General features: G+C 42.9%; 24 protein-coding genes and 1 pseudogene. 12 read left to right on the plus strand and 13 right to left on the minus strand.

What is annotated here, in order from left to right:
• Positions 1-127 precede the first annotated feature (127 nt).
• On the minus strand, positions 128-811 hold the full coding sequence (locus tag J4N43_RS17975; RefSeq protein WP_158159396.1) for a hypothetical protein: 684 nt from the start codon (positions 809-811) through the stop codon (positions 128-130).
• Positions 812-1,323: 512 nt separating this feature from the next.
• Positions 1,324-1,863, minus strand: a complete 540-nt coding sequence (locus J4N43_RS17980; protein ID WP_005385152.1) for a redoxin domain-containing protein — start codon at positions 1,861-1,863, stop codon at positions 1,324-1,326.
• Between the two features lie 565 nt (positions 1,864-2,428).
• Between J4N43_RS17980 and J4N43_RS17985 the strand changes: the two genes are divergently transcribed.
• Complete coding sequence (locus J4N43_RS17985) at positions 2,429-4,186, plus strand: SgrR family transcriptional regulator (RefSeq protein WP_053307851.1); 1,758 nt, start codon at positions 2,429-2,431, stop codon at positions 4,184-4,186.
• Positions 4,187-4,195: 9 nt separating this feature from the next.
• Here the strand turns inward: J4N43_RS17985 and J4N43_RS17990 are convergent, their stop codons facing one another.
• Entirely contained in the window at positions 4,196-5,071 is an 876-nt protein-coding gene (locus tag J4N43_RS17990; RefSeq protein ID WP_053307850.1) for a LysR family transcriptional regulator, read from the minus strand.
• 141 nt (positions 5,072-5,212) lie between these two features.
• Here J4N43_RS17990 and J4N43_RS17995 point away from each other — a divergent pair, with 141 nt between their 5' ends.
• The 3 genes from J4N43_RS17995 (at position 5,213) to J4N43_RS18005 (ending at position 7,124) form a co-directional block, all read left to right on the plus strand.
• Positions 5,213-6,181: an aldo/keto reductase gene (locus J4N43_RS17995; RefSeq protein WP_053307849.1), complete on the plus strand. Its 969-nt coding sequence runs from the start codon at positions 5,213-5,215 to the stop codon at positions 6,179-6,181.
• A gap of 9 nt (positions 6,182-6,190) precedes the next feature.
• Positions 6,191-6,595, plus strand: coding sequence for a GlcG/HbpS family heme-binding protein (locus J4N43_RS18000; RefSeq protein WP_005385161.1), 405 nt, complete (start codon positions 6,191-6,193; stop codon positions 6,593-6,595).
• Positions 6,596-6,743: 148 nt separating this feature from the next.
• On the plus strand, positions 6,744-7,124 hold the full coding sequence (locus J4N43_RS18005) for a hypothetical protein (protein WP_031780944.1): 381 nt from the start codon (positions 6,744-6,746) through the stop codon (positions 7,122-7,124).
• Between the two features lie 108 nt (positions 7,125-7,232).
• On the opposite strand, the gene J4N43_RS18010 is transcribed toward J4N43_RS18005, so the two are convergent.
• On the minus strand, positions 7,233-7,565 hold the full coding sequence (locus J4N43_RS18010) for a helix-turn-helix transcriptional regulator (RefSeq protein ID WP_031780945.1): 333 nt from the start codon (positions 7,563-7,565) through the stop codon (positions 7,233-7,235).
• Between the two features lie 141 nt (positions 7,566-7,706).
• Here J4N43_RS18010 and J4N43_RS18015 point away from each other — a divergent pair, with 141 nt between their 5' ends.
• From J4N43_RS18015 to J4N43_RS18025, 3 genes are all read left to right on the plus strand, one after another.
• Positions 7,707-8,018: a hypothetical protein gene (locus tag J4N43_RS18015; protein ID WP_031780946.1), complete on the plus strand. Its 312-nt coding sequence runs from the start codon at positions 7,707-7,709 to the stop codon at positions 8,016-8,018.
• A gap of 722 nt (positions 8,019-8,740) precedes the next feature.
• The gene (locus J4N43_RS18020; RefSeq protein WP_005385167.1) at positions 8,741-9,898 is read left to right on the plus strand and encodes an amino acid permease; all 1,158 of its coding nucleotides are present in this window, start codon (positions 8,741-8,743) and stop codon (positions 9,896-9,898) included.
• Positions 9,899-10,130: 232 nt separating this feature from the next.
• Positions 10,131-10,472, plus strand: a complete 342-nt coding sequence (locus J4N43_RS18025) for a VPA0510 family protein (RefSeq protein ID WP_080276968.1) — start codon at positions 10,131-10,133, stop codon at positions 10,470-10,472.
• A 144-nt stretch (positions 10,473-10,616) separates the two neighbouring features.
• On the opposite strand, the gene J4N43_RS18030 is transcribed toward J4N43_RS18025, so the two are convergent.
• From J4N43_RS18030 to J4N43_RS18045, 4 genes are all read right to left on the minus strand, one after another.
• Entirely contained in the window at positions 10,617-12,488 is a 1,872-nt protein-coding gene (locus tag J4N43_RS18030) for a methyl-accepting chemotaxis protein (RefSeq protein ID WP_025768473.1), read from the minus strand.
• Between the two features lie 436 nt (positions 12,489-12,924).
• Entirely contained in the window at positions 12,925-14,289 is a 1,365-nt protein-coding gene (locus tag J4N43_RS18035; protein WP_005385171.1) for a YjiH family protein, read from the minus strand.
• A 455-nt stretch (positions 14,290-14,744) separates the two neighbouring features.
• Positions 14,745-15,416: a YoaK family protein gene (locus J4N43_RS18040; protein ID WP_005375484.1), complete on the minus strand. Its 672-nt coding sequence runs from the start codon at positions 15,414-15,416 to the stop codon at positions 14,745-14,747.
• Positions 15,417-15,569: 153 nt separating this feature from the next.
• Entirely contained in the window at positions 15,570-15,971 is a 402-nt protein-coding gene (locus tag J4N43_RS18045; protein WP_158159394.1) for a GFA family protein, read from the minus strand.
• Positions 15,972-16,187: 216 nt separating this feature from the next.
• Here J4N43_RS18045 and J4N43_RS18050 point away from each other — a divergent pair, with 216 nt between their 5' ends.
• On the plus strand, positions 16,188-16,817 hold the full coding sequence (locus J4N43_RS18050) for a hypothetical protein (RefSeq protein WP_017635850.1): 630 nt from the start codon (positions 16,188-16,190) through the stop codon (positions 16,815-16,817).
• Between the two features lie 124 nt (positions 16,818-16,941).
• Entirely contained in the window at positions 16,942-18,225 is a 1,284-nt protein-coding gene (gene shyA / locus J4N43_RS18055; RefSeq protein ID WP_025768471.1) for a peptidoglycan DD-endopeptidase ShyA, read from the plus strand.
• A gap of 106 nt (positions 18,226-18,331) precedes the next feature.
• On the opposite strand, the gene J4N43_RS18060 is transcribed toward shyA, so the two are convergent.
• A complete protein-coding gene (locus J4N43_RS18060) occupies positions 18,332-20,152 on the minus strand; it encodes a putative bifunctional diguanylate cyclase/phosphodiesterase (protein WP_005375494.1) in 1,821 nt (606 codons plus the stop codon).
• Between the two features lie 183 nt (positions 20,153-20,335).
• Entirely contained in the window at positions 20,336-21,223 is an 888-nt protein-coding gene (locus J4N43_RS18065; RefSeq protein ID WP_025768470.1) for a LysR family transcriptional regulator, read from the minus strand.
• 105 nt (positions 21,224-21,328) lie between these two features.
• On the opposite strand from J4N43_RS18065, the gene J4N43_RS18070 reads away from it, so the two are divergent.
• From J4N43_RS18070 to J4N43_RS24570, 3 genes are all read left to right on the plus strand, one after another.
• On the plus strand, positions 21,329-22,522 hold the full coding sequence (locus J4N43_RS18070; protein ID WP_017821607.1) for a multidrug effflux MFS transporter: 1,194 nt from the start codon (positions 21,329-21,331) through the stop codon (positions 22,520-22,522).
• A 176-nt stretch (positions 22,523-22,698) separates the two neighbouring features.
• Positions 22,699-23,046 carry a hypothetical protein gene (locus tag J4N43_RS18075; RefSeq protein WP_005375501.1) on the plus strand — a complete coding sequence of 116 codons (348 nt, stop codon included), beginning with the start codon at positions 22,699-22,701 and terminating at the stop codon, positions 23,044-23,046.
• 133 nt (positions 23,047-23,179) lie between these two features.
• Positions 23,180-23,314: a hypothetical protein gene (locus J4N43_RS24570; protein ID WP_017635854.1), complete on the plus strand. Its 135-nt coding sequence runs from the start codon at positions 23,180-23,182 to the stop codon at positions 23,312-23,314.
• A gap of 127 nt (positions 23,315-23,441) precedes the next feature.
• Here J4N43_RS24570 and J4N43_RS18080 read toward each other — a convergent pair whose 3' ends face one another.
• From J4N43_RS18080 to J4N43_RS18090, 3 genes and pseudogenes are all read right to left on the minus strand, one after another.
• Positions 23,442-24,056, minus strand: coding sequence for a glutaredoxin domain-containing protein (locus tag J4N43_RS18080; RefSeq protein ID WP_158159393.1), 615 nt, complete (start codon positions 24,054-24,056; stop codon positions 23,442-23,444).
• 43 nt (positions 24,057-24,099) lie between these two features.
• A pseudogene (locus tag J4N43_RS18085) lies at positions 24,100-24,955 on the minus strand (DMT family transporter).
• A gap of 464 nt (positions 24,956-25,419) precedes the next feature.
• Positions 25,420-26,391 (minus strand): porin, encoded by a 972-nt coding sequence (locus tag J4N43_RS18090; RefSeq protein WP_005375535.1) that lies wholly within the window; start codon positions 26,389-26,391, stop codon positions 25,420-25,422.
• Positions 26,392-26,762: the final 371 nt, after the last annotated feature.

A 26,762-nucleotide genomic window follows, 5' to 3' on the forward strand; every position in this document is an offset into this window, starting at 1 on the left:
CCCAAGTAACTTAGATGTGCTTTATTCAAATCGTAATTTGTTTCGTAAAACAACGTACTCTTTCTAGTCAGGCATATCGAAGCTACTTGAGCATAATCGTACTTTTTAAGTTTTTGATTTTTAGTTATTATTTTATCATGCTTAATAAGTTGTAGAATAAATCACTCACTTCAGTTGAATTTAAAAAAGCACTATTTAATTCCAGTTTCTTTTCAAAATCGGAATATTTATCGAATTCCTCTTTCTCAACTAAACCTATTGGTGAGTTGTCGTTAACGTGGCTTTTATATTTTTTGATGGTATATAATTTAGACTTTTCGTCAAAATATTGAATTATCTTAATGTTAACGTCAGGTCTCTCCGTATTATACGTGATCGTAATTTTTTCATAATCTTTATTAATCGGAGTCGTAAGCCCTGTAGGGTAGATGATTTTAAACCTATTAATGTCATTCTTCTTCGTGCTTTTATAATGTTTTGAGTATGAAAAGTTTTCAATTGCACTTTTAGTGACGATAATTGACTCACCTTTCTTTAAACCGTATTCGGTACATTCATAATCGTCGACAACCGTAGAATTTCTTTTCTTTTCAATCAGGTAGGACATAGTTGCAGATGTCCCTCCGTGTTCCAGTTTTTGTTGGTTTACAGAACAATAGAAATGACCTTTGTCCACCGTCATTGCGTTGACTTGTTCCGGATTTGAAATGGTGGGATGTATATCTTTTGCTGGATCGTTGTCGCTTCCTCCTGAACCGCATCCAACTAATCCGATACAAACGGCCATATAAAGCAAAGAGATTTTATTCATACTGTATTTCTCAATTAAGATGTGTGATTGCAAATAACGATTAATTACATTTTTATAAAGTGAAATGTTTTTTATTTTAATTGAACGGTGTTTTATTAGTAATTTAATCGTTTGCTTTTATTTTGTCTCTTACGGTATCTATGTTTTCATTTATGGTATGAATTATTAGAATTGCACAATTTTGAGTTGCAATAGGATAATAATCGCTAGCCAACTACTTGTGTAGGTACCGTTATGATTTATATATCCGTTAAGTCTAAGTTTTTAGTCTTAATTTCATGTATTTATCGTGAAAGTGACTTAGAAGTAAATAACTAACGTTGTTTGAGGGGAGCCTGGGCTTCACTGATCTTGTTTTTCATCAAGGCGTTGTATAATGAACAAGGACTCTATTTCCAACTTGTTGATACATATCAGATCTCACGGATCTGATATGCATTCTAAGTTATTCTCACCAAGGCAAGAATCCTAGCTTATTTAAGGATAGAAAGTTTACTTGGGTGTAGAAGATATTAGTAATCCAATGTGCCACGGATAGGGTAGTTATTGTTTGGATCGCGAATCCATGCCAATCCGCGTGATAGTGCGCCAAGCTCAGGGCGAACAAACGGGTTGTTTGAAATATCCACCACGTGTAAGTCGCCGTGTTCATTCACCACAAACAGACCTGGTTCTGCGAAATTATGATCGGTTTCCTGTTCAGATCGAGGAATAGATACATACAAGCCTAGCGTTTTCATTTGTTCTTCGGTCAGGCCGTAAGCGATAGGGAAGCTGATTTCGAGTTTCTCTAGATGCCCCTCTAGCTGTGCTTTTGAATCGCCAGAAACGGCAAGAATATCGACGCCAGCATCAGCGAAAGCCTGTTTGTAACTCTCAAGCTCGTTGAGGTACTTAGTACAAAGAGGGCAGTGTTTACCACGATAAACGAATACTGCTTGCCAAGTCGCATCACCTTGCGGCTGACCCAACGTTACGCTTGAACCATCTAGCAAAGTGGCTTGAAGATGAGGGAAGCTGTCGCCCGCTTTAAGTTTCACTGAAGTTGCCATATTGACTCCCGAATTGGTGGTGTATATCCATGAATGCCCCTTTCTCAACAAAGCGATTGGGGGATGAGACTTCAATGTAGACTCTGTTTTGCGGTGTTTCAACTAGTTAACTTTTAGTAACCTGCAATAAGGTATTAGAGTGCAAAAGATGAAAAAGCAGAACTTAAGATACAACGAAGTGGGGGTGTAGTATCAGGAGCTAAGTTCTGCTTGAGGTTAGGCTATGACCACTGGAACATATCGTTAAGATAGACCAGAGTCATCACTTCTATTTTATTACTCGATTGAGCTAGGCGTTGCTGAAAAAAGTACGCCATCATTGGCTTCTTCATTTCTTCCTCCTTTACGCTGACGAGTAAATTATGTGTATAAAAGGGGATATAAAAAAGAGAGTGCTTTTGTTGGCTTTTTTCCTAATAACGTAAATATATGGGGCTTTAAAGCCGAATTTGGAGGTTAATTGTGGAAAAGGGGAACAGATAATTAGGAAGTTTTCTTATTTTATTACCGCCAACTTAAGTAAACTATTCCTATCCACAAACTTCACAGATCTAAGGTTGATTCAGTGTCTGATCTCAATTTGTTTCGCTATTACCAACGATTACTCTCGTTTAGCGTTGGTGATGAAACAAAAACCACGTTACAGGACATTGCCGACATCATGTTCACTTCTTCTCGGCATGCTCGTAGCCTGCTAACGCAGATGCAGCAGAAGGCGTGGTTGAGCTGGCACCCGAAAGCTGGGCGGAATCAACGATCGACTCTTATTCTGAATATGGAGTTAGACGTTTTAAAAGAGAGCTTGGCTCTTGAACGTATCAAGTTAGGCAAGTATGAAAAAGCACTGGCGATATTAGATGAAGACGAAATGGCATTTGGCCGTTTGTTAAAAACAACGTCTGGTGCTTCTGTTCAAGAAGGACAGCTCAATATTCAATTAACCTATAAGCGAATGTTTGAGCGCGTCGTTCCACATCAACTTCAGCGTAGCAGCGAACGTTTCTTATTAAGGCAAATCTATTGTTGCTTAGTTTCGAGTGATCACAATGGGAAAGTGCAACCAGAACTCGCACATCACTGGCGTTATGACGAAGACACCTACGAATGGACTTTCTACCTTCGTCCAGGTCTGACTTTTCATAATGGTAATTCCATTGATGCAGAAACAGTGGTTAGCTTGTTTGCAAAATTGAGTTCACTACAGTATTACGAAAAAGAGTTGGCACATGTTGCTAACATTACTGCGCCAACGCCATTGAAGGTTGTTTTTAAGCTTAATCGAGCTGACTTGGGCTTTGCTGGACTTATTTCTGGTGTGAAATACGGCATTCAACCAGTAAGCCAAGTTAACGTAGCGAATAACAAGCTGGTGGTCGGAAGTGGCCCATTCTCTGTTGTCGAGCACAATGAAAGTCGTTTAAAACTGCAAGCATTTAATGGTTACTATGCATGTAGAGTTCTAACGGATTTGGTGACTATCTGGATTGTTAATGACGAGCAAATGGAGAACCCGTCATTGGCAGCAAATACGTTGCAAAGGGATACTTCGCCCGAGGAGGATTTGTGTGGACACTATATGTCGACGCAAAACCGAGAAAACTCATCGGCGAGCAAGCGTAGTCGAATAGAAGATGGTTGCTTATTCGCCTTATTTAATCAGCACGCTAAGCACAAACTCTCTTTAGCGCAGCGCCGTTATATTAGTGAGCTAATTCAACCTGAGCGCTTGGCCGAAGTGATGCGCCGCGAGAATATTGTATTTGGGAGTATACCCGCTTATAACCTGCTACCAGGTTGGAAGCCAGTGCTCCGTCCGTTCAGTGAGCCGCTTAAGTTACCTAAACACATTACGATAGCAGGATATAACTATACCGCGTTGCGTCGCTGTGCGCGGGCTATTTCTAATCGTTTGGCGAGTGTTGGCAGTAAAGTAGAAATTGTTATGTATTCCTACCGTGAGCTGAACGAGAAGGCTAAGAACGGTGAGCTAAATGAGACAATGGTCGTAACGAACATAAACCTAGATGATAATCGTCATGCCTCTGCGTTCACGAACTTCTTCAGCAACGCTGTGCTATTCCACACTTTGGGAGAAAAGAACGCAAAATGGTTAGATGAACAACTACAGAGAGTCAGATCTTTCGTTCCACTTGAGGACTACCTTAATGCATTGGAGCCAATTGCATCGACGTTGATCAGCGAGTATTGGATTGCACCCATGTTCCACCATACACAAACTTTGCGTTTCCAAGGTGTTTTAGAAGACGTCGCTCTTACTAACTGGGGTTGGCCAGATATTCGCTCGGTGTGGTCGGCGGATTAACTGCTTTAGTTATTGAGCAAAGTGCTGCTTCACAAATTCAATGAAGGCTCTGGTTTTCGCCGATTGATAGATAAGTTGTGGGTACACCAAGTACACCGCGTTGTGCTGGTGGTCGGTTTCTTCCGATAAAACCTGCACTAGACGGCCGTGCTCAACGTCTTGTTCGACAAAGTAACTTGCTAACCGAGCAATGCCATTGCCAGACAGGGCTGATTCTTTGAGTAAGCGGTTTTCATTGCTTGAAAGCCAACCTTGGGTTTGAACTGTTCCCGTTTTTAACGGCCACTCTTTTTGATGCAATGTGGTTAAGCATTGATGCTGTTTTAAATCTGCTAACGTCTCTGGCGTACCTTCTTCTTGCAGATACTGAGGAGAGGCAACCAGCCAGTGGTGGTAGTCCAAAAGGTGATGCGCAATCATATTCTCGGGCGGCGTTCTTGTTGCTCGAAACGCAAAGTCGACGCTGGTTTCCGTCAGATTAAACGCTTGATAGCTAGAAAGAATCTCGAACTCTACGTTTGGATGTAAAGCGCGAAACGCCACACACAAATCATGCAGCACCGCTTCGGCAAACATCTTGGGAGCAGTAAGACGAATCAGACCGTCTACTTGCTCAGATTGCTGACTTAAACTCTTTTCCATTTCCATTACGCGGCGTTTGAGATCTTCCGCTTGTGCAAAGATCGATTCACCTTCTGCCGTCAATCTCACGCTGCGTGTGGTTCGAACAATCAAAGGCGTGGCGAGTTCCGATTCCAATCGCTTGATTTGTTCCGACAGGTAACTTTTAGAGATACCAAGTTGCTCTGCTGCTCTAGAAAAGTTGAGTGTTTGAGCCACTTCAGCAAACAGCATCAGTTTTTCGATTCTCTTATAATCTGCCATCTTTATTGCTCGCTTTAATTGTTCGGTAACGAGGATAATGAATTCGATTTTACGGTATTAAACTAATTTTTACGAACGGTAAGATGGTTCGAGTTAATTTAAGAAATTGAAGATGCAGAAATCGGAAAAGTGAGAATAACGATGAACAATCCAACACTACCGCTCGCCAAAACCTTACCTAACGTTAGCCGCTTGGTCTTCGGCTGTATGGGACTTGGAGGGGAGTGGAATCGCAACCCATTAACCGCCCAAGATGAAAACCAAGCTTATGCCGCTGTAGAGGCAGCATTAGAGGTTGGCATCAATCTCTTTGATCATGCGGATATCTACAAATTCGGTAAGGCTGAAGAAGCGTTTGGGTGCATCTTAGCCAATGACTCAACCTTACGAGAACGAATGTATCTGCAATCAAAGTGCGGCATCCGTCTAGGAGATGAGCAAGGTGTTAAGCAGTATGACTTCTCTGCCAAATGGGTGACGGCTTCTGTTGAGGGCATTCTTGAACGCCTTGGCGTGGAAAATCTTGATGTTTTGATGCTGCATCGTCCTGATCCTTTGGTTGAATTTGAAGAACTGGGCACAACGCTAAAAGCCCTGAAACAAGCTGGCAAAGTTAACCACTTCGGTGTTTCTAACATGAACAGTGCTCAAATTGACCTTCTTCAACAAGCAACGGGCGAAGTTGTTGTGGCGAACCAGTTGGAAATGAGTCTGGCTAAGTCTGAGTTTATTAAGCAAGGCATGGGGCTTCCTTCGTCGGAATCTGACTACGTTGCGGGAACACTGGAACATGCCCGTAAGCATAATATCCAACTGCAAGCGTGGGGCAGTATGGCGCAAGGAAGATTCTCAGAGCGTGGTTTACATTCTGATGATCACAACACCAGACAGACGGCGGAGATGGTAATGGCGCTAGCAGCTGAATATGGCGTGTCGTCTGAAGCGATTGTTTTAGCCTTCCTGACGCGTCATCCAAACCAAATTCAGCCTGTTATTGGTACTGCAAACCCACAGCGTATTCGCGCTTGTGCTCAAGTAGAGAACGTCACGCTATCACGTAGCCATTGGTATGGCTTGTTCGAGAAAACCCTTGGTCATGAGATCCCGTAGGAGAGAAAAATGAAATACGTACAAGTTCAAACTCTGATTCAAACGGCATTGGAAATTGCGACTGCTCGCAAGCAAAACATTGCGGTTGCCGTGGTTGATACACATGGAGAATTGCTCGGTTTTGCCCGAATGGATGATGTGAGTGTGCAAGCAGGTTTGTTGGCACAGAACAAAGCTTACACCTCGGCTAGAGACCGTCAGCCTAGTGGCAATCTGGGCGCTTGGGCTCGTGAGACAGGTAAGCAGTTGAGTTATTGGACTGACCCAAAGATCACTGGCTTTATGGGTGGTGTACCTGTAGAACAAGAGGAGAAAGTCGTCGGTGCAATTGGCATTAGCGGTTTAGCTGAGCAAGATGATGAAGCACTGGCGATGGAAGTATTAAACGCGCGTGAGTATAACGTTTATCAGTAGGTGTGATGCTTTGTCCAGCTTTGTACTCACTGTAGGGACTCAAGTTCACAGGCTTCGTCGAGTCACAATGCTATCTAATAGCCTGAAGTAAGCAGAAGTTGAAATCGCGAACTATGATTAATTTATTTGAAAGCTTTGAGGCCTAAATATGTTTCATAGGGTATTCGTTTCGCTATTTTTTGTTCTCCTCTCAGGCTGTGGTACGAGTGACAGCGCGTTAAAAGAGAGCGGTTATGATGAAGCTTATATCCAAGGCTTTCATGACGGTCGGCATAGTGGTATGCAAGAGGCAGGGAATGATTTTGAACACTATATTAAGGACGAAACAAGGTATCAAACCGACTCAGATTATCGACAAGGCTGGGATGCTGGTGAGGTAGAGGGTAACAAGTTACAAAAGCAGGCGACCGCGATAGGACAAGGCATGATTGATAATTCATATGAAGAACGTGATGTCTTTGATCCTGATAAAGTGGCGAAAGATGCAATAAAAGGCGTTGATACATCGGAATTGAAAAGCCTAGAGTAACGGACTGATATAAAGAATAAAACTCGTCATTTGACGAGTTTTTTTGTCTAAACGATTCATGTTTCAACGCTCAACAGGGCATTCATCGTTTGGGTATGAGCAATGTCGTTAATCACCTTTCTTGTTCTTTTGTTCAAGGACTAACGATAATAGGCGAACGAGCAGGGACTGAGCTTCCGGTGAGAGCAATCTCGCCACGGCCGTTAGGTCATTTGCTGTGACATGCTGAACATCACGTACATCTAAAGCAATATCTAGGTCAGTCAAATGAAGCGAACGCAATATGGCACGATATTGTGAGAGTTTAAGATCGGACTCTCCGCGCTCGATCCTTTGATATGTTTTTACGCTCATTCCAGCGATGTTTGCCATTTGCTCACGGGAGAGGCCATTCGATTTTCGTCTTGCGATCAGTGCTTGAATTATAGGGTCTACCTGCATGTGCTCTCCTGAAAGGACAGTTTTGACCTAAACGGAGCAAGAAGTGGACCAGTTTAACCACCACATATTTACCTGCTTTGCAATCAGTATAAAAATAACTGTCTTATAAAAACGTAAATATTTTAGTCAGTTATTAACTCAATGGAAAAGTATCAATCATACAAATCAATAGAAACGAAAGCTTCTATTCGCAAAATGCAACGCATTTTAGATCATTTACTTAGTGAAATTGATCAGCAACATCGTGAGACTAAAGAGAATGTTGTGACACTGATTCAACAGTCACAACAGCGATTGATGAACTACAAAGAGCTTTACCTTCACAAAGAGTCGATAAGTGAAGTAGAGCTGCGGGTGGCGCATGAAAATATGAGTGAGACTGAGAAGCAGGTCGCCGATATGGGTATTCCAGTGTTAACTTATATCATTGGTGCGCTAGATAAAGCGTATTAACACAGCCGTAAAGTCGGGCGATACAAGATTTATGCAATTTCGATCAATTGATGACATCTAAAAGAAAGGATGCAAATGCTGGGGAACCACACCCAGCATTCGGACACTCATTTACCTATATTTTCGAACCGTAAATCAGTGTTTAGAGGTATGTGAACCGAACGTGTCGGTACGCAGCGAATAATAGCGATATTGTCCGATCTAGGCTACGTCCTTGGAATCTAACACCTTCACTTAAACTGTAAATTAATCTGTACACCCAGCCAAATTGAGCCATTGAGCACGTTCTGCCTTCTCTTTAAGCGATAAAAGACTAATTAGTGACGAAAAAAACAACACATCTTAGGTAAAAGATAAGAGTTGTTAAAATATATCGCTATAAGATTGACCTTTTGCTTTTCAATCGTCCTGCTTATGCCTTACAATCTTTTCGAACCAAATCCATTCATAACGAATGGGGTTGATGAATTAAGATGAACAATTTTGCTTCGAACCCAAAGTTGCGCACATTTCATCAACGATGACATCGCCAAAAACGACTCTCAAGTGTTCATGTGCAAATGATTAACCACCTTTTGTTGCATGTTTTCTTAGCCATACAGGGCTCTTGTAACATAGTGCTCTTGTAACCAAATTTTGACTAAGTCGGAGCGTTTTGTTGTGTGCTTTAGCTAAAGCACAACTGGCGAGAAATTAACGGATTGAATTTAGAGGTATTAACCGTGAACCTAAAACTTGTCGGCAGCTCCCTGATCGTTGCAGGTACTGCTCTTGGCGCTGGTATGCTTGCTATACCAATGGTGCTTGCTCAATTTGGCCTCCTTTGGGGCACTCTTCTTATGTTGTTCATCTGGGCTGGAACGACTTATGCTGCGCTGCTCCTTCTTGAAGCCAGTTGCAAAGTAGGTGGTGGTGTGAGCATGAATGCAATTGCTCGCGAAACGCTTGGTAAAGGAGGCCAGTTGGTAACCAACAGCTTGCTTTACGCCCTGTTAGTTTGTCTATTAATGGCTTACATCATTGGTGCGGGTGATCTGGTACAAAAAGTAACAGCCTCAATTGGGCTTCCAACATCCACGATCGCAAGCCAAGTCGGTTTTACTCTTTTAGTTGGTATCATTGTTTCGGCAGGTACAGGGGTAGTAGATAAGCTTAATCGCGGTTTGTTCCTAGGCATGATCGTAGCGCTGATCCTGACACTTTTTGCGCTTGCACCAAGCGTCTCGTTTGAAGGACTTGATGAGGTTGTGAGCGACGATAAAATGGCACTTATCAAAACCAGTTCGGTGCTTTTCACCAGTTTCGGTTTTATGGTCGTGATCCCATCGCTTGTAACTTACAACAAAGAAGCGAGTAAAACACAGCTGCGTAATATGATTATCGTGGGCTCAACTATTCCGCTTGTTTGTTACCTATTATGGTTGTTAGCGGTTGTCGGCAATCTACCACCTCATGAGCTTGTTCAATACTCCAACGTAACAGAGTTGATCTCGGTACTAGGTCAGCAATACGAGGGCTTAGAGTTCATCCTATCCATGTTTACTGGTTTGGCACTGCTAACGTCGTTCTTAGGTGTTGCAATGGCGCTATATGATCAAAATGCAGACCTACTGAAAGCAAGTAAGCCAGTGATTTTTGTTACTACTTTTGTGCTACCACTATTAGGTGCTGTATTTGCGCCAGAACACTTCCTAGCTATTCTCAGCTACGCGGGGATTATTCTTGTGTTTCTCGCGGTCTTTGTCCCATTATCAATGACCATGAAAGTGCGCCGAGTGCCGGTAGAAGATGACAATATTTATGAAGCTGGTGGCGGCGCAATGGGAATGAGCATGATCTTCCTATTCGGCTGTTTCTTGCTGTTTGCCCAAGCAGTATAAAATCACGCTAGCTTATTTAAAAACTGAGCCGCTCGTAGTCAAACGGGCGGCTTTTTTGTATTCATAGCCGAACCCAGGCCACTCGAAGTCATCAGCATTTGTGATGTTTGACGTTTCTCTGATAATCACGGTTAGCGCTGACTTTTTAGTAAAACTCCTTAGCGAAAGGCTGACATGTACAGTGATTCACCCTTCTATTATATCGATGTTGATATGAATAAGAGGCTCTGTTGTGTCAAAGCAATTATCTTTTGCCATGGTTGGCGTTATGTTGTCTTTAGGTGTGTTGAGTACAGAAGCGGTGGCTGACCCGAAGCATAAGCATGGACATCGGTACGATCACCATCATGCTCATCACCACCATCATAAACACAAGCGCAAGCACAAGCATAAACACAAACATCGTGACGTTATTTATGTGGAGACCAGACGACCAAGGCGCAGTTACTATTACCATGACCGAATTCCTCGGAATAGTACCTACATAAAGATTGGAGATTTCACTTATCTAAAAGTGGACGACCGTTATTATCGCCGTTCTAATGATCGCTATATCCATGTCGAGTTCAATTAAACTTGAAAGGGCACATAGTCGGCGTTCTTGTAATGTTGAGCTTAATAGCAACAACATGGCACATGTAACATCGACCAATACTAGGGTTGAGGGTTAAAAACAAAAACAGCGAGCCGGTGCTCGCTGTTTTTGCTTAGATGAGTGTTAGACAGTAAATCTATTTAAGATTTGATCTTGTTTATGTACATCTTCTTGTTGCGCCTGCATCGCGTCGTTGGTTCGATTTGCCGATTCGGCGACTTGAGTCGATAGGTCTTTAATATTCACCGTATTGTTGTTGATCTCTTCAGCGACAAGGCTTTGCTCTTCCGCTGCTGAGGCAATTTGCAAGTTCATATCGGAAATACGCTGAATCGCGTCACGAATGCGTTGTAACGCACTATTTGCTAAACCCGCTTTTTCAACGGCCTCTATAGCACTACCTTTGCTTTGATGCATGGCATTTGCCACAGATGAAGCGCCAGATTGTAGTTGCTCAATCATAGTACGAATCTCTGTTGTCGACTCTTGAGTACGTTGTGCCAGTGTACGTACTTCATCTGCAACAACGGCGAAGCCTCGGCCAGATTCTCCCGCACGTGCAGCCTCGATTGCGGCATTCAACGCGAGTAAGTTTGTTTGGTCCGCAATATCGTTGATGACTTTTAGAATCGTTTCGATATTGGCGGTAGCAGATTCCAACACTTGTACTTCTTCGACTGCAAGGTCAATGCTATCGGAAAGCATGTTTATCGTTTGTGTCGATTCACCAACGATAGAAGACCCCTCAACCGTTGCTTGGTCGGCTTCTTTAGCTGCACTTGCCGCACCTTGCGCATTATTAGCAACCTCTGTCGCGGTGACAGACATCTCATGCATCGCGGTAGCAAGTTGTTCTAGCTCTTGCAGCTGAGTGTGAATTGCGCCTGCCGAGTCTTTTGCGCCCTCAGCGGTGATTTGAGTTCCGTTTAAAATTTGATCAGAAATACGTTTCGACTCAATGATTTGCTGTTGTAAGTTCTCCATGAACGTATTGAAGTTTGTGGCAAGCTCAGAAAACTCTTGGTCAGTATCTGTTTCGAGGCGTTGTGTAAGGTCGCCTTTCCCTGATGCTACATCTTTAATCGCATTGTTTAGCGTGTCCAAAGGACGCATGAGAGTGCGAATCAACAGAGTTAGGGCGATAATAGATGCAATCACGGCAATGATTGAATAAATAATAGCGTTGTTACGAAGCTCTCCTACGGCAGAATAGGCAACAGCTTCATCGATCACCGAACCTACGTACCAGTTCTCGCCAGGAATGTGAGTCAGGTTAACCATGTAGCGGTTGCCATCAATCTCAACATGTTGTGCTGATTGCGTAAGTTCGATTTGCGGGAGGTAGCTACCGACTTTCTCGCCGTTATACTTACTTTGAGGGTGAGCAATGGTTGTGCCATCAGCGGTGATCAGAAATAAGTAACCAGCATCAAACAGATTCACTTGGTTGACCAGATCAGAAAGGGTAGTTAATTCGAGGTCATAAAACATACCGGCTAAAAACTGGCCATTTTCTTTTACTGGCGTACCAACAGAGATGATAACGTTTTTCGAAGACGCATCGACGTACGGATCGGTTACGACCAAATCGCCTTTGCTCTTAGCTGCAATAAACCAAGGACGCTGACGTGGGTCGTAGTCTGGACCCGCATCCCAGCCGTCGTCATTTTCAATCACAAAGCCATTACTTTCATAACCAAAACCGATGGCAAGGAAGCTGCTTTTTGGCGTCGGTCTTTCAAGTATGTTTTGAACATAGCTATGTGAACTGGGATCAAGCTCAATCACTTCAGTAATGGAGCGAGCGAGATCCTTCTTTGCATTCATTTCTGATTGCACAGTGTTACCAACACTGGTCAATATCTCGTTTACACTTGAGTCGATTTGCTCCTGAGTTTGGGAGCGGATGGTCATAACTTGTTGTGTCGACAATAACGACACGGTAATTAGCAGCAAAAATGAAGAGGCTGTGACAACCTTATGTCTGAATTTCATGAGCTTTCCTCTGATTCTCCCGGTTGGTTCCACTTTGCTTTCGCCTCTTTTAAACCGAGCGAATTGGGCGTAAAGAGAAACCTATTGTGTTTGGTTATATTTTTATCGACATCTTTGTCAAAAACATGAACTCATTTGTCGTCTTTTTTAACTAAATTTAAACAAACCGACAATTTACGTTAAAACTTGTGAGTGTGATCATGTTTGCGAGCTCAATTAATGAAATCGTCATAATGAAAAGAATTGCTTAACAAACAGTGGCATTAACTGGCTTTACAGGTGAGGTGATGAAAATTTTGTTGGTGCTGACAGGTGTTTTGTTGAAGTTTTGTCTTTGTAAATTATGAGCTTTTTACTAAAAGCCTAATGTGGACGGAGTTTTAGGTATAAAAAAGGCCCCGACGATGCGGAGCCTTTGTTAATTGACGTCTCGATTTTAGAAAATAAGATGAGCAACGCCAGCAATCACAGGTAACGTGATTAACGTACGTAAAATGAAAATTACGAAGAGCTCTACAATGTTTACTGGAATTTTGCTGCCTAACAGTAGGGCACCTACTTCCGACATGTAGATAAGCTGAGTTACTGACATTGCTGCAATAACAAAACGTGTCATTTCGTTATCGATTGAGGCCGCTAAAATTGCTGGAATAAACATATCCGCAAAGCCAACAACGATTGTCTGTGATGCTGCAACAGCTTCAGGGACTTGCAGTAGCTCTAGGTATGGGATAAACGGTTGACCCAGAATTGCAAATACAGGTGTGTATTCTGCAATCACCAATGCAACGGTACCAAGACCCATCACTACAGGTAATACGCCAAATACCATGTCGACTGCGTTGTGTACGCCTTCTTTAAATACAGACTGAACCGATGTGACTTGACCAGCACGCTTAAGAGCTAGATCCATACCCCAAGAGAATGTGGTGTGGCCTTCTGGCACTGCATCTGCGTCTTTATCAGGGTTGCTGCCGTCAATGTAGCGATCTTTCTTCAGACTAAGCGGAGGCAGGCGAGGAATGACAATCGCAGCTACGATACCAGCTAGACAGATAGCGCCGTAGAAAGGCAAAAATAAGTGCTCTAGTTTTACCTGAGCGATAACAACTAAGCTAAACGTGATCGATACTGCTGAGAAAGTGGTCCCGACAACAGCCGCTTCACGCTGAGTATAGAACTTATTTTCGTATTGCTTGCTGGTTAGCAAGATACCAACACTTCCGTCGCCTAACCAAGATGCCATACAGTCAATTGCACTGCGGCCAGGTAGGTTGAATACCGGACGCATTATTTTACTGAGTAACGCACCAAATAGCTCCAGAAGACCGAAGTTCAAAAGAAGCGGAAGCAGTAAACCCGCGAAAATGAAAACGGCAAACAGAGTAGGTAGGAGACCAGTAAGAACAAGCCCGCCAGTGTTCTCTTCCCAAATTGCTTTTGGACCCACTTGGAAAAACGTCATTAACACGGCAGCGCCGCCGATTAAACGAACAACGAGCCAAAGTGGAGATGGGTTGAAGAGACCGTTTAAAAAACCATTACGTAAAATTGCAGCTGGCTTAAAAATTTTGCAAAGAACAGAAGCAACGGCCATGAAAGCGATGATACTGGTGACGATAGCAATCAAGGTATCGCCTAACACCGCTGGGATGACTTTTGCCATCACTGCAACGGGAATGGTTAGGCCGCCATCGTAAGAGATCGGAGCCATAAAGAGTAGAAGACCAATTAGGGAAGGGATGAAAAACATCCAAAAGTTGCCCTTAGGAGCTTCAGTAGCATTAGTGGTGTTATGCATAGTTGTCTCGTGTTACTACTAGTCAATACTTGCCATTTCCATGACATAAATATTCACTAAACATCCGTATTTAATCACAGTTTTGCGGAGGGTACCCGCAAACTGCATCCATTGCAATACTATTCATTAAATACATCTAGTTATTCAGCCGATTTGTCGGGTAATTGGTCAAATAACGTCTAAGTGTATGCGAATATGTTGCGTGTGTTAGAAAATTGTAGCACGAGAGGCGAATTGCGCAGTGAATTATGGGGCGCATTGTGACTGGAATAATAAAATGGTAAACAAATGTGATTTTGATCTGACTAACTTCTTAGCCAGAAATTCAGTTAGCCTTATCTATTCTAAGGTTTTTAGCAGTGTCAAAATGCCGTTCAGCGTTTCTTGTACCGTTGCAGTGTGAACCTATTGAGCCAAATCCGATTGAAGTATGTCGCTTCAATCGGATCGAAATTTTATGCTTTTTGTTGACGGCTAAGTATGTATAGGTAACTCCAGTAAATCAGAGCTGTAGAAAAAGCCAATATTGCTGGGAAAACCAGCGTATATAAACCATATACCGTAAATAGAGCCGCTCCCGCGACGCCGCCAAACAAAAAGCCAAAGAAAATGAATAGGAATAATTTTGCTTTACGTCGGTCAAATTGACGACCTCTCAAGCTCTCTCCAATCATAATCCCTAGATCGGTGATGATTCCGGTCATATGTGTGGTTCTGACTACTGCGCCGCTAAACGTGGTGATCATTGCGTTTTGTAATCCACATGCTGCTGATGCTAGATATTGGCCGTACAAATCCCCTTGCACCAAAAAGCCCAAGCTGAGTAAGAGCAAGCTTCCTTCTATGCACAGTGCAACACCATATCTTCGTCCTAGCTTTAACGCACTGCTTTCAATAAAAAAGCCGCTAAAGGCAGCGCCAATCAAAAAGCTAAATACGATGAAGAGCAGGTGAATGGAGCTATCCACACCTGTTAGCAAGCTGTTCCCTAGCTGAGTTACGGTTCCCGAAAGATGAGTTATCGCTTGGTGTTGAAAGCCGAGAAGACCAACGGCGTTGACGCAGCCCGCGAGAAGAGCTAGTAGAAACGCGCCATATTCCACCCAACGAGGAAGTCTGGAAATCACAATAAACCCCCACCAAATATTAGGAGCCGATTATAACGCTCACACCGAGTTACGAAACCCTTTACAGTAAAACTCGATTGATCATTCTCAAAAAAATCTCACTTATAGGGTGTTTGTCCGAGCCAAAGTAAATACGTGAACGAGGATTGCTTGCTAGCAGATGTGTTCCGTTGTGCATTCGAAACTCACCCACCCGTGTTTCATTTGTTCATAGACTGAAACCGTAGGTTGGTGGAACTCTTTATCGGTAAATAGACCGACGGGAATGATCATGATTTCTGGATATGCAGAAACAAACAACCTCATTGTCGTGCCGCAGGATGGACAAAAGTCATACTGAACCTCACCGCCATCATCGCCAATTCGGGTATAGTTAGTGACTTCACCGTTTAAAGTGACGTGCTCTTTTTCAAAGCGAGCTTGTACCCCAAAAACACTGCCAGTTCGTTTTTGGCATTCGAAGCAATGGCAGACAGACGTGTGGGTGGGCTCTCCCTTACAACGGATCTCAACTAAACCGCAGGCGCACTCGCATGTATGAATGGTTTTTGTCATCGTGATTACCTATTTGTCCCAATACACCAATACACCAATACACCAATAGACCTAGAGCACAGAGCTTGTGTCACTAGCTCGTTATGAGCTCTGGACTTGAAACTATTTGGATACAATCAGTTTAGTTTAATTTTGAAACACTTGAAGAGGTGAAATCATTTGGGTATACAATGGTATACTCGCTTTTCGTTTATACCTTGAAACAAGGAACTCTTCATGACTCACAAAAAAATCCTGCCGATACCACTTATTCTACTTATTCCAATCGTTTTATTAGTTGTGGTTGTGATCGCAGGTGTTTATCGTTTTAGTTTGTCTGATGACGAGATCATGGCTAAGTTTCCTCAAACAGAAGTAGAAACTAACGTTATTGTGCAAGAGACGCTTGGCATCACTGCACGTAATCCTTGGACGATACAAGTCCCCGAGCAGGGTGCGGTCACTTTTCTTGATGAGTGGGATAAAGAAAACGGCTATTTGATAGGTGACTATGATGCAGGTGCGACGAAAGGTCAGGTACTTGTTCCAACTGCGTCGATTAGTCAGCGTGAGATTGAAGGTGTTTCATGGGTTGTTGCACCGATGATTGTAACGACACAAGGTAGCGGTTCGTTTAACTATGTTGGCTTGTTCAAGTTTGACCCCGTGCCGAGCCGAGTTGTCCTTTTAGACAGTATTTTTGTTGGTGACCGCGTGAAATTTACTCAGCTCGAATGGAAAAGTGATACAACTATCACGCTTTCATATTTAGCGCACGGTGACGATCAAGCAATGGCAGACACGCCAAATCAATTCAATTCATCCACATTACAGCGTGTAGGGAATAACTTACATATGCAACAGTGATGAATTTTTTTTGAGTTCTGTAAAAATTCAGTATTTTCTGCGCTAGATCTCGAAATTTCCTAGTGATTTCTTATTCGGGAATGCATAAGCTATGAGCCTTGTTTGAAAGGAGATAGTAATTCCCGTGTCTACAAATGAAATTACAAGACGGTTGCCGAATCTGACAAGTCGTAGAGCGCTGCTGTTATACTCCTTGCCAGTTTTAGTTGCGATTGGTGTTTCTCACTCTCTCAAAGAGTCATCTTTAACCAAAACCATCGCATTGAACCTACCTGAATCTCAGGTCGTTGAAAAAATTCTTGATGCGACAACTGCCGAAGTTGTCACTCCCCCGAACTTCGAATATCAAATCCAAGCAGGTGACAACCTAAGCACTATTTTTAGTCAGCTCGGTTTCGGTTACAGCTCGTTAATGAAAGTAATGGAAACGGATTTGAACTACTTGGCACTTGATACACTTAAGCCGGGCAATACGCTCCGTTTCTGGCGTGATGATGCGACAGGCGAGTTAGCGAAAATGGAACTGCAATTTTCTATTGCAGATAAAGTGGTCTACAAGCTGAATAGTGATGGTAGCTATGACTTTACTGATATTTCCATTCCTGGCGTGTGGAGCCAAGAACCTTTAGTTGGCGTTATTCAAGGCAGTTTTTCTTCTTCTGCGAGTCGTTTAGGTTTAACGTCGGCGGAAGTGAGTCAAGTCGTAAGCTTACTCAAAGAACAACTTAACTTTGGACGTGACCTTCGTGCAGGTGATCGATTTGAAGTTGTTCGTCGCTCACAAAGCATCAATGGTGTACCAACAGGTAAGAACGAAATTGAGGCGATTAAGATTTATAATCGCGGCCGCGAGATCACCGCTTACCTTCATACTGATGGTCAATTCTACAATGCCAAAGGTGAAAGCTTACAGCGCGCATTCCAGCGTTACCCTGTAAGTAGCCGTTGGCGTATCAGTTCTGGCTTCAACCCTAATCGTTTACATCCAGTAACGGGGCGTGTTGCGCCGCACAACGGCACTGACTTTGCTGTACCAACCGGTACACCAGTCGTTTCTACTGGTGATGGTACAGTGATCATGACTCGTAAACACCCCTATGCGGGTAACTACGTGGTTGTTGAGCACGGCAGCAAATACAAAACCCGTTACTTACACCTAAGTAAGATTTTGGTGAAGAAAGGGCAAAAGGTTTCTCGAGGCCAGCGTATCGGTCTTTCTGGTAAAACAGGTCGAGTGACTGGGCCACACCTTCACTATGAGTTGATTGAATACGGCCGTCCAGTTAACGCTATGCGAGCAAATATCCCAATGGCGAGTTCTGTTCCTAAGAAAGAGATGGCTACTTTTGTCGCGAACAGAGATGAAATGGATAGACTATTACGCGATAAAGAGAAAGCAGTGCTGTAATAAAGTACTTCGCTTAAAAAACAAAAAGAGACTAAGCATAGCTTGGTCTCTTTTACTTTGTGCATTAACTAGATTTGAATTCTATGACAGCAGTCTGTTCAGTACGTTAGGCACTCCGCACTTCACGTTCATTTATCAGGTGTACGATTTCTTCAACACTGTGTGGACGAGAGTAAAAATAACCTTGGATGTAGTGGCAGCCCATTTCAATTAACTTTTGTAGTGCTCTATCGTCTTCTACGCCTTCGGCAATCAAATCCACATCAAGCAGCTCTGCCAATTGCGCTATCAAAAACACTACTTGTTCAGAGGTTGTATTTGAGAGCATGTTCTGCACAAAGGTAGCATCGATTTTGATGCTATCAATTGGATAATTGTGTATATAGTTCAAGCTTGAGTATCCCGTACCAAAATCATCCAGTGCGACTTTAAAACCCAAGTATCGCAACGAGTTAAGTACCATCTGTTCACGGCCACTTTGTGAGAGTAAGACGGTCTCGGTGAGCTCTATAACAAAGTCTTTTGCTTCGTGCTGATACTTTTCAACCATGTTGGTTAAGTGATTAATATAACGGTTGGAATCAACCAGCTCATACGCTGAGCAATTGATGGAGAGTTTGACTTTATAGCCTAGGTTCGCTTCGAGTTCTTGCTTTGCGATACACGCGAGTTCAATAATCCGTTCACCTAACTCGATAATCAGGCCTGATTGTTCGGCAGCTTCAATGAACTCCGCTGGAGAGATATTTCCATAGATATTGCTATTCCAACGAGTCAAAATTTCAAAGTAATTCCAGCGGTCGCTCGTGATATCGACGATCGGTTGAACCACTACATACAACTCATCGCTGTCTTGTATATCAGTACTTAGCTGGATTCGCATTGCCTCAATAAGCTGCGTCCTACGGTGGTATAAAGCACTAAGGTGTGTGTCGTAATGCTGAATCCGTGTATCGCGGTGTTTTTTACAATCTTTGAGAGCGAGACTGGCATTCAAAATCAGCTCATCGCTGTTCAACATATGTACTGGGGCACGTGCAATACCAATACTAACGGTGAAAGAAATCCGGTTAGATTTGTCGCTGTAGCCGCTTTCAATTTTGTCGAGTACTTCCTGACACACGGCGACAGGATCTTCGTCGTACGTGATGAAGGCGAATTCATCTCCTGCAACACGGAACGCATTGTTTGGCGACGACAAGCTCTGTTGAATGGCGTTAGCTGTGAACTTAATGATTTGGTCGCCGATATAGTTTCCGTTGATATCATTGATCGATTTGAAATTATCGATATCAAGATACGCCAAACTGAATGGGCGAGTCGCCTGCTGCGTTAATGTCTCCAAGGTATCAGCTAAACAGCTACGGTTGAGCAGTCCAGTTAGGTTATCATGCGATACCTCATAGCTAAGCTGATTAAGAAGCTTATCTGAACGTTCACTGACCCACTTTTCACGTAAGCTATGAATAATGACATTGGCATAAAATCGGTGGAAGTCGAGGATATCTTGCGCTTCTTTCGCGTGGATGCTTCGGGTAAAGGTAGACAGTAAAATTCCCAGAACTTCGCCATTTTGTGTCTTCAATGGCAGGCCAATGTAAGCTTGAATGCCATCTTCTTGAAACATCTGATCTTCAGGAAAACGCTTGTATACCTGGTCTTGATAGAAAATATGTTCGCCAATGTCTTTCGCCACTTTTTCACAGGGGGTGCCTGAAAGGTGGTAGCTTAGGTTGTCTGTAATTTTTCCATTGCTGGCGAAGGAAATGGTATGAGCCGAATGCTGAAGATGCGCAACTTCTACAACGCAAGTGCAATGGCTCTGCAAGTGTTGATGAATATCTAGCGTGACTCGGTTTAGCTGAGCCGTGCCGTTTAGCTTCAATATCTCATCAATTTTGTGGAAACTGATTTGTACCTGACCCATTGAGCATTTCACCTAGCGTTGTTATTTACATATCGTGTAAGACACGACGAATTATTATTTGATATGCATCAAATAAACTATCGGTTACTAAGGCAGATTTTTCAAATTTTGTGAACGAACAAATCATTATTTTCATGTTTTTATGCTTGAACCTTTTAAAGCTATAGCGATAAAAACGCTAAGCTAGGCGCGCTTCTCCTCTTCTAATCGTGATTTGAGATAATCGAGGAATAGCTTAGTTCGGGTATGCTGATAATCCAGCTTTGGATAGTAGGCATATACAGTGGCTTTATCCGCTGTGATATCGGGCAGGATAGGGACTAACGCGCCGGATTTGAGGTCATCTTTGATCATGACGTTGTTCGTCATCAAAATACCCATGCCTCTTTTGGCACCATGAAACAGCGCTTCTGGGTTGGTCGTGGCAAAGTTACCGGACAAGCTGATACGTTTGCCTCGATTTGTTTTGATTTCTCGTGAGGGTTTTTCTCCCCAAATCAGGACATTATGCTCTGTCAGATCCTCAACGCATTGTGGGGTGCCGTATTTTTTTAGGTAACTAGGCGCAGCGTAAAACTGGGCTTTATGTTCGAAAAGCGCAGTGGCTTTGAAACTCAGAGAGTTCAGTTGCTCTAATTCCCGGCTAATAAACAGGTCTAAGCTTAGCTCTGGCAATTGACCTGGTAGCGTTGTTGTTAATTGAAGTGTGATGTCTGGATATTTATCAAGAAAATCATCAAGATAATGAACTAGAAATTTAGAACCAACGGCCAACGTTGCCCCAATCTTTAATAGCCCCGCTGGTGATTGGTTGACTGAGCGAGTTTCATCTAATACCGATTGCCATGAATCAAGCTGACTTTTTGCTCGTTGATAAAACAGAGCACCAGCTTCAGTTTGGCTAATTGAGCGGGTCGTACGTTTGAGTAGTTGAACGCCAATTTTATCTTCTAGCCATTGAACTCGCTTACTGATAGCTGAGCTGGTGGTATTGAGTTTCCGCGCTGCGGCATTAAAGCTACCTTCTTCGACCACACGAATATAACTCTTCACGCTTTGAATCCAGTCCATTGTATCTCCTTGGGAATTAATTCCTTTCCAACTTAGCTGATTATCATCTTTGAGTATCAAATATACACTGTTTGCCATCAATCTGTCACAAAGTAGGAGGAACGTTTGCGTAAAACACCATTGTTATTAGCGATGATGATCATTGCCACAGGCCAAGTTGGCGTTAGTATTTATCTTCCTTCTTTGCCATTGATTGGTCATGACTTGAATTTGCCGCAACATTCGATTCAGAATCTCGTCACGCTATTTCTCGTTGGCTTCGGTATCTCTCAGCTTTTTTACGGCCCATTGTCTGATGCGATTGGTCGTCGGCCGGTGTTTATTCTGGGGCAAAGTGTATATTTAGTTGGTACGGTTATTTGCATCGCGTTTTCGGACAACATTGTTGCCCTTGAAGCGGGACGGTTACTGCAAGGCCTAGGAGCGGGCAGCGCTTCGGTACTTGGTCGGTCAGTACTGCGTGATAGTTATGACGGTATGCAACTAACCAAAGCGCTATCTTATATTTCAGTCACTGCTTCAGTGATGCCAATTATTGCTCCGCTGTTTGGTGGCTGGATCGCTTTTCACCTGAGTTGGCATGCTGTCTTCGTGTTTGTGCTGATTTACTTAATGGCAATTTTTACACTTGGTTTATTGGTGCTGCCAGAAACGCTGCCTTATCCGAAGAGAAAATTTAAAGTAGGCGAAGTAAGCGCGAACTATTTGCGTCTGTTAACGAATACACAAGTGATTGGTAGTGCGAGCTACAACTGGCTTAGTTATTTATCGGCTCTGGTTACTCTCTCCTTGTATCCATTTTTAATGCAACAAGAGTTAGGATTAACGGCGGCAGATTACGGCTCTTTGATGATCATACCATCAGTTGGTTTGCTGACGGGTAGCTTAGTGCTGAACTTGATCAATGCTCGTTACAAAGCTCAGCAAATCTTGCTGATGAGTTTCGCGATTGTTGCTGTTGCAGGCTTCATGTTGTTGGTTACCCCCTTCAGTGTATTTTCATTGCTGACGGCATTCACGTGTTTAAGTTTTGCTCAAGGAATGTCATTCCCGGTATCGATCAGTTTGCTACTTTCCCCACATAAGCAACAGGCAGGCGCGGTTTCTGCGCTATCTGGTTCTATTCAAATGTGTTTAGCAGGTTTGTTTGGTGGGTACTTAGTAGACTCATGGGTTACGAATCAGCAGCAGCTTGGGGTGTTTTATTTGTTTATTGCGTTACTTTCTTGCTTTGTTCTTGTACTAAGCCAATTTCGTAAAGTGCCAGAAGGGACGGTTCAAGCAGAAACTTCCATCTGAATATACTTGCAACCAGAAGGTCGGCTTTCTAAAATGCGCAGCTAAATTAAGTCTGGCCTGTTGTGTATACTGAATGACTTGGTTTGAAAGGAAGAGGGCGAACCTTGATACTTCTCTCAAGCTTGGAATACATTTCTGCCCAATGGCTATCCGATCTCTAATCGTTAGGTGAAAGAATGCAACAAAACGAATTTGAAACACTGGTAAAAGAAATTACTCAGCAAGAAAGCATGCCAAAGGCACTTGAAATCTTGAAGGCGTGTGAGGAAGAAGAAGTTGCACAAGCGGCGCAATCCCTAACGGGTCAGTTTGGCCTTGCAGAAGTTGATGGTGAGAAACGTATTTACCATATTACCACTCAAGAAGATGAGTCCGGAGAAGAGCAAGAATACGTAGAGCACGTCATGAATGAAGGCGATCACTTGATCAAGTTTGCTGCGTGGTTCTTTGAAACATTCTTTGAAATCAAACAGAAAGATACGTACGTCGCAGCGGGTAAAACATACCAACAACCTAAGCGATAGACGCTCATTTCAAGAAATCCACGAAAATCAAACTGAAAGTTAATTACAAAATAAATGTGACTGGAGTCTTGTTTTTATTTAATTGTGGTGTAAAATTACAACATAGTTAAGTCAATACATTCAGGAGAAGGTCATGGGTAACGAACTTGGTGGTGCTTATATTGGCCAGATGATTGCAAAAGACGCGATGCACAAAGCGCTTTACGGTAAAGCGAAGAAGAAAAAAGCTTCTGTTTTTGCTCGTGTTATTAAAAAACTGGCGAAATAATTTAAAAAGCCCTGATTGAAAAATCAGGGCTTTTTGCTTTTCTCTGTTTTGTTGTTAGTAAGTAGCCAACATATTGCACAACATTGGCAAAACGCTACTCAAAGACTGATGACATTTAAATCTAGAATTACGCGGATTGGCTTGGTATCTCCACAACATTGTTAGGCACTTTATCTAGCCCCTTTGCTGATAACCACTTTTCTAAATCGTCAGCGCCTCCAATATATTTTCCATCTAACCAGATTTGCGGCACTGTTACCGGTGTTTTTTCGCCAATGATGGCTTTTACTTCAGGAATCATGCGGTATAAGGCGGCGCTGTCTTTAACTACATCATGGTACTCATACTGAACGCCAGCCTCGTCAAGTAATTGTTTGGCTTTGACACAGTAAGGGCAAGTTGCTTTACCATAAACAATGTTGCCTTTTAGCTCATCGCGTTTTACCCACTCAGCAATAACAGACTGTACAAGCACACCCCGATTCAATGCTTCTCCTTGACTGATAACTTTCCCTTCGACAAGAATAATGGGTGCATGCCAAGCACCAGCTTTTAATGGTTCCCACCAGTGCGATAACCAATCTTTTACTTCAAGTTCAACGGGCACATCGGCTAGTTCGTTTTCAAAAGTATCCTTTAAAATATCCTTGGTTAATGTACATTCACCACAAGGAATATTGACTTTGAATGGGCCCCAACTACCAGCCCAGCGATACAGTGTAATTTTGATTGGTTGACTCATATGGGTTCCTCATTTCCTTTCCTGAAAATATAGAACTTTTAAATTAGATTTTTCTTTCAACTAACTTTGTCTTTTTCGCTTCCCAATGCGTAATAAACGCAATAGATGCAATAATAATCGCAGCACCTAACCATAAACGACCAGGTGGCACCCAACCAAACACCAACCAACCAGCAACAACATTCAAAGGCAGTTTGGCGTGATCAAATGGTTGCACAAATGAGGCGTCTGCTACTGCATATGCTTTAACGATAGCCCACTGAGCGAGTGCTGTAAGTGCACCTGCGGCTAAAAGCACACCCCATATCGTCCACGTATCTGGCATAGTAAACGTCGGTATCGCTAACAAGATATTAAATGGCGTTATCAGCAGTAACAAATAGACGACCATGGTTGAAGGCGGATCGTTTACCGACATTTTTTTAACCATTAATGAATACGCTGCCCAGAAAAATGCGGCGCCAACAGGGAGCAGGGTCGCCCATGTAAATGAGTCTGCCCAAGGCTCAAGAATGATCATGGCACCAACAAACCCCGTCAATGTAGCGAGCCAGCGTGCAGTACCTACTTTCTCTTTGAGTAACAAGCCAGAACCAACTGTGGCAAATAACGGGGAGGTCATGAGAAGTGCAATACCTTGCCAAATTGGAACTGGGTAAGCGAGAGCCCATAACCAAAGTTGAATCCCGATAACAGAGAAAAATGCGGAATGCATGCCAGCCAAAGTGTTGGGTTCTTAAAGAACGTCTAATCCCAAGTGTACGTAGGTAGGGCAGAATAACAAATAAGGCGATTGCATATTGGAATAACGCAAATGTGGTGGAGGAGACACCAAAGTTGATGCTAGCAATTTGGGCGAAGCTGTTCACTATGGCGAATGCCAAGCCAGCTGTTAGCATCCAGGACGCACCTTGAACAGGATGATGATTCAATTGAAAAATTCCAGTTTGATAGAGGTGGCGGGATCATACGTCCTATTGTTTTTCGCGCCAATAAAAAAATGCCTCCCAGAGGGAGGCGACATTACCAATTCAAAGGACGTGCCTGTTATAACAGGTACAAAGAACGAGAAGCACAAACGCTGCCATGCATTTGCATAAATAACATTGCAGAACACGTGCCAACTTTTATGTGTTTGATTTTAAATGGTTTTTTGGTTTTTCTATGTTGTCGATTAGATGAAATGCACTAACTTAGTGATCAATCGCATTAAAAGAGGGCAGAAGTAGGCGTCGTTACGGTCGTTTTTCATTGCTGAGCGATGCTTGGATAGTGTGAAAACTTATCGAGTTATGTTGGGTTACATAAAAAATGGCCAGCAAAGGTGCTGGCCAAGTGGACTCGCTCTTAGGACAAGAGTGAATTAGAAATCGTAACGTACGCCTAGGCGCAGTGTATCTTCGCCTTCTGTTACTAGACCTGTTGTTGCATCTTTTGCTTCATCAAGTTGGTTGATGTAGTAAGACAGGTAAGTACGGAAGTTGCTGTTTAGTTTGTAGTAACCAACAAGCTCGATACCTTCAACGGTGTCGTACTTTGAACCGTTGTCTGGATCATTCTCTTGAGCTGTGTATAGAGCTGCAAGTGTCACTTTGCTTGCTACTTTGTAGCTTGCGACTAGCTCGTAAGCCGTAAAGTCTTCAGAGTCAGTCAGGGAACCTTGAGAATAAGTACCTGCTAGGTAAAGGTTGTCCATCGAGTAAGCGATACCACCTAGAATTTGATCTTCAGAGTTATCTTTATCTACATCGCCACCAGAGTATGCAAGACCAAAGTCGAGGCCCATTGGTAGTGAGTACATTCCAGAGATGCCGTATTTATCTTCGTTATCGCTAGAGTTTGCTTGGTAGGTTGCTTGAAGTTGTAGTGCATCAAACGCACCACGGTATGCGAAAACGCTGTCTTGCTTATCAGAAGACGAATCAATAACTTGCTGAACACCAGAGAATTCAGTGATATCCGTCATGTCAGAGATGATGACGGCAGCCATGTCTTGACGACCTACAGAGAAAGCACCGATATCAGAGTCGACGCCTGCATACATGTAGCGGTTTTTGAATTCACTCTTGCCCGTTTTTTGTTCGGCTTCGTAAACACCGAAAGCAGAAAGGCCGTTGCCGATGTCTGTTTTACCTTTTAGGTTTAGACGAGCACGGCTTTTATCTTCCATGGAACCTTCAACTTCAGCACCGTCTGAACCGATGAAGTCACCACGAAACTCAACGCGGCCGCCAACTTTTAATTCAGTACCGTCGTTTTTGTATACAGTTGCTGCGAATGATGGTGCTGATACCAATGCTGTAAGAATTGCAGTAGTTAGTGCTGCCTTTTTCATTTTCTTATTACCCTAGTTGTAATCGATGGGCTTTCTTGCCCGATGTGTTGATGACGCTAAGGTAAAGGCTGAAAATGAAAGATAGATTTCTGTTAAGTTATGATTTGATTGCACTTTTATTGCTGGAAAGAATAAGTTCCCCTTCTCATACCACTTATAAAAAGAAAGGTTTATCTTTTTTGAGGTTTTTTCCTCTCCGTTAAAGACTGTGTTTTTTTCAAAAAGTTCCTGAATTGCTTCTTGACCCTAAATGTAAGTAAACATTTCAATTTGGCAGGGAAGTTTGGCCTAAAAATAGCGAATCATCAGCTATTTGTGAGCTAACTCTCTCTAAAGCATTTCTTATTGTAAGGTTTTTATTTCTCGATTTC

The organism is Vibrio sp. SCSIO 43009, assembly GCF_023716525.1.
Classification (GTDB): domain Bacteria; phylum Pseudomonadota; class Gammaproteobacteria; order Enterobacterales; family Vibrionaceae; genus Vibrio; species Vibrio alginolyticus.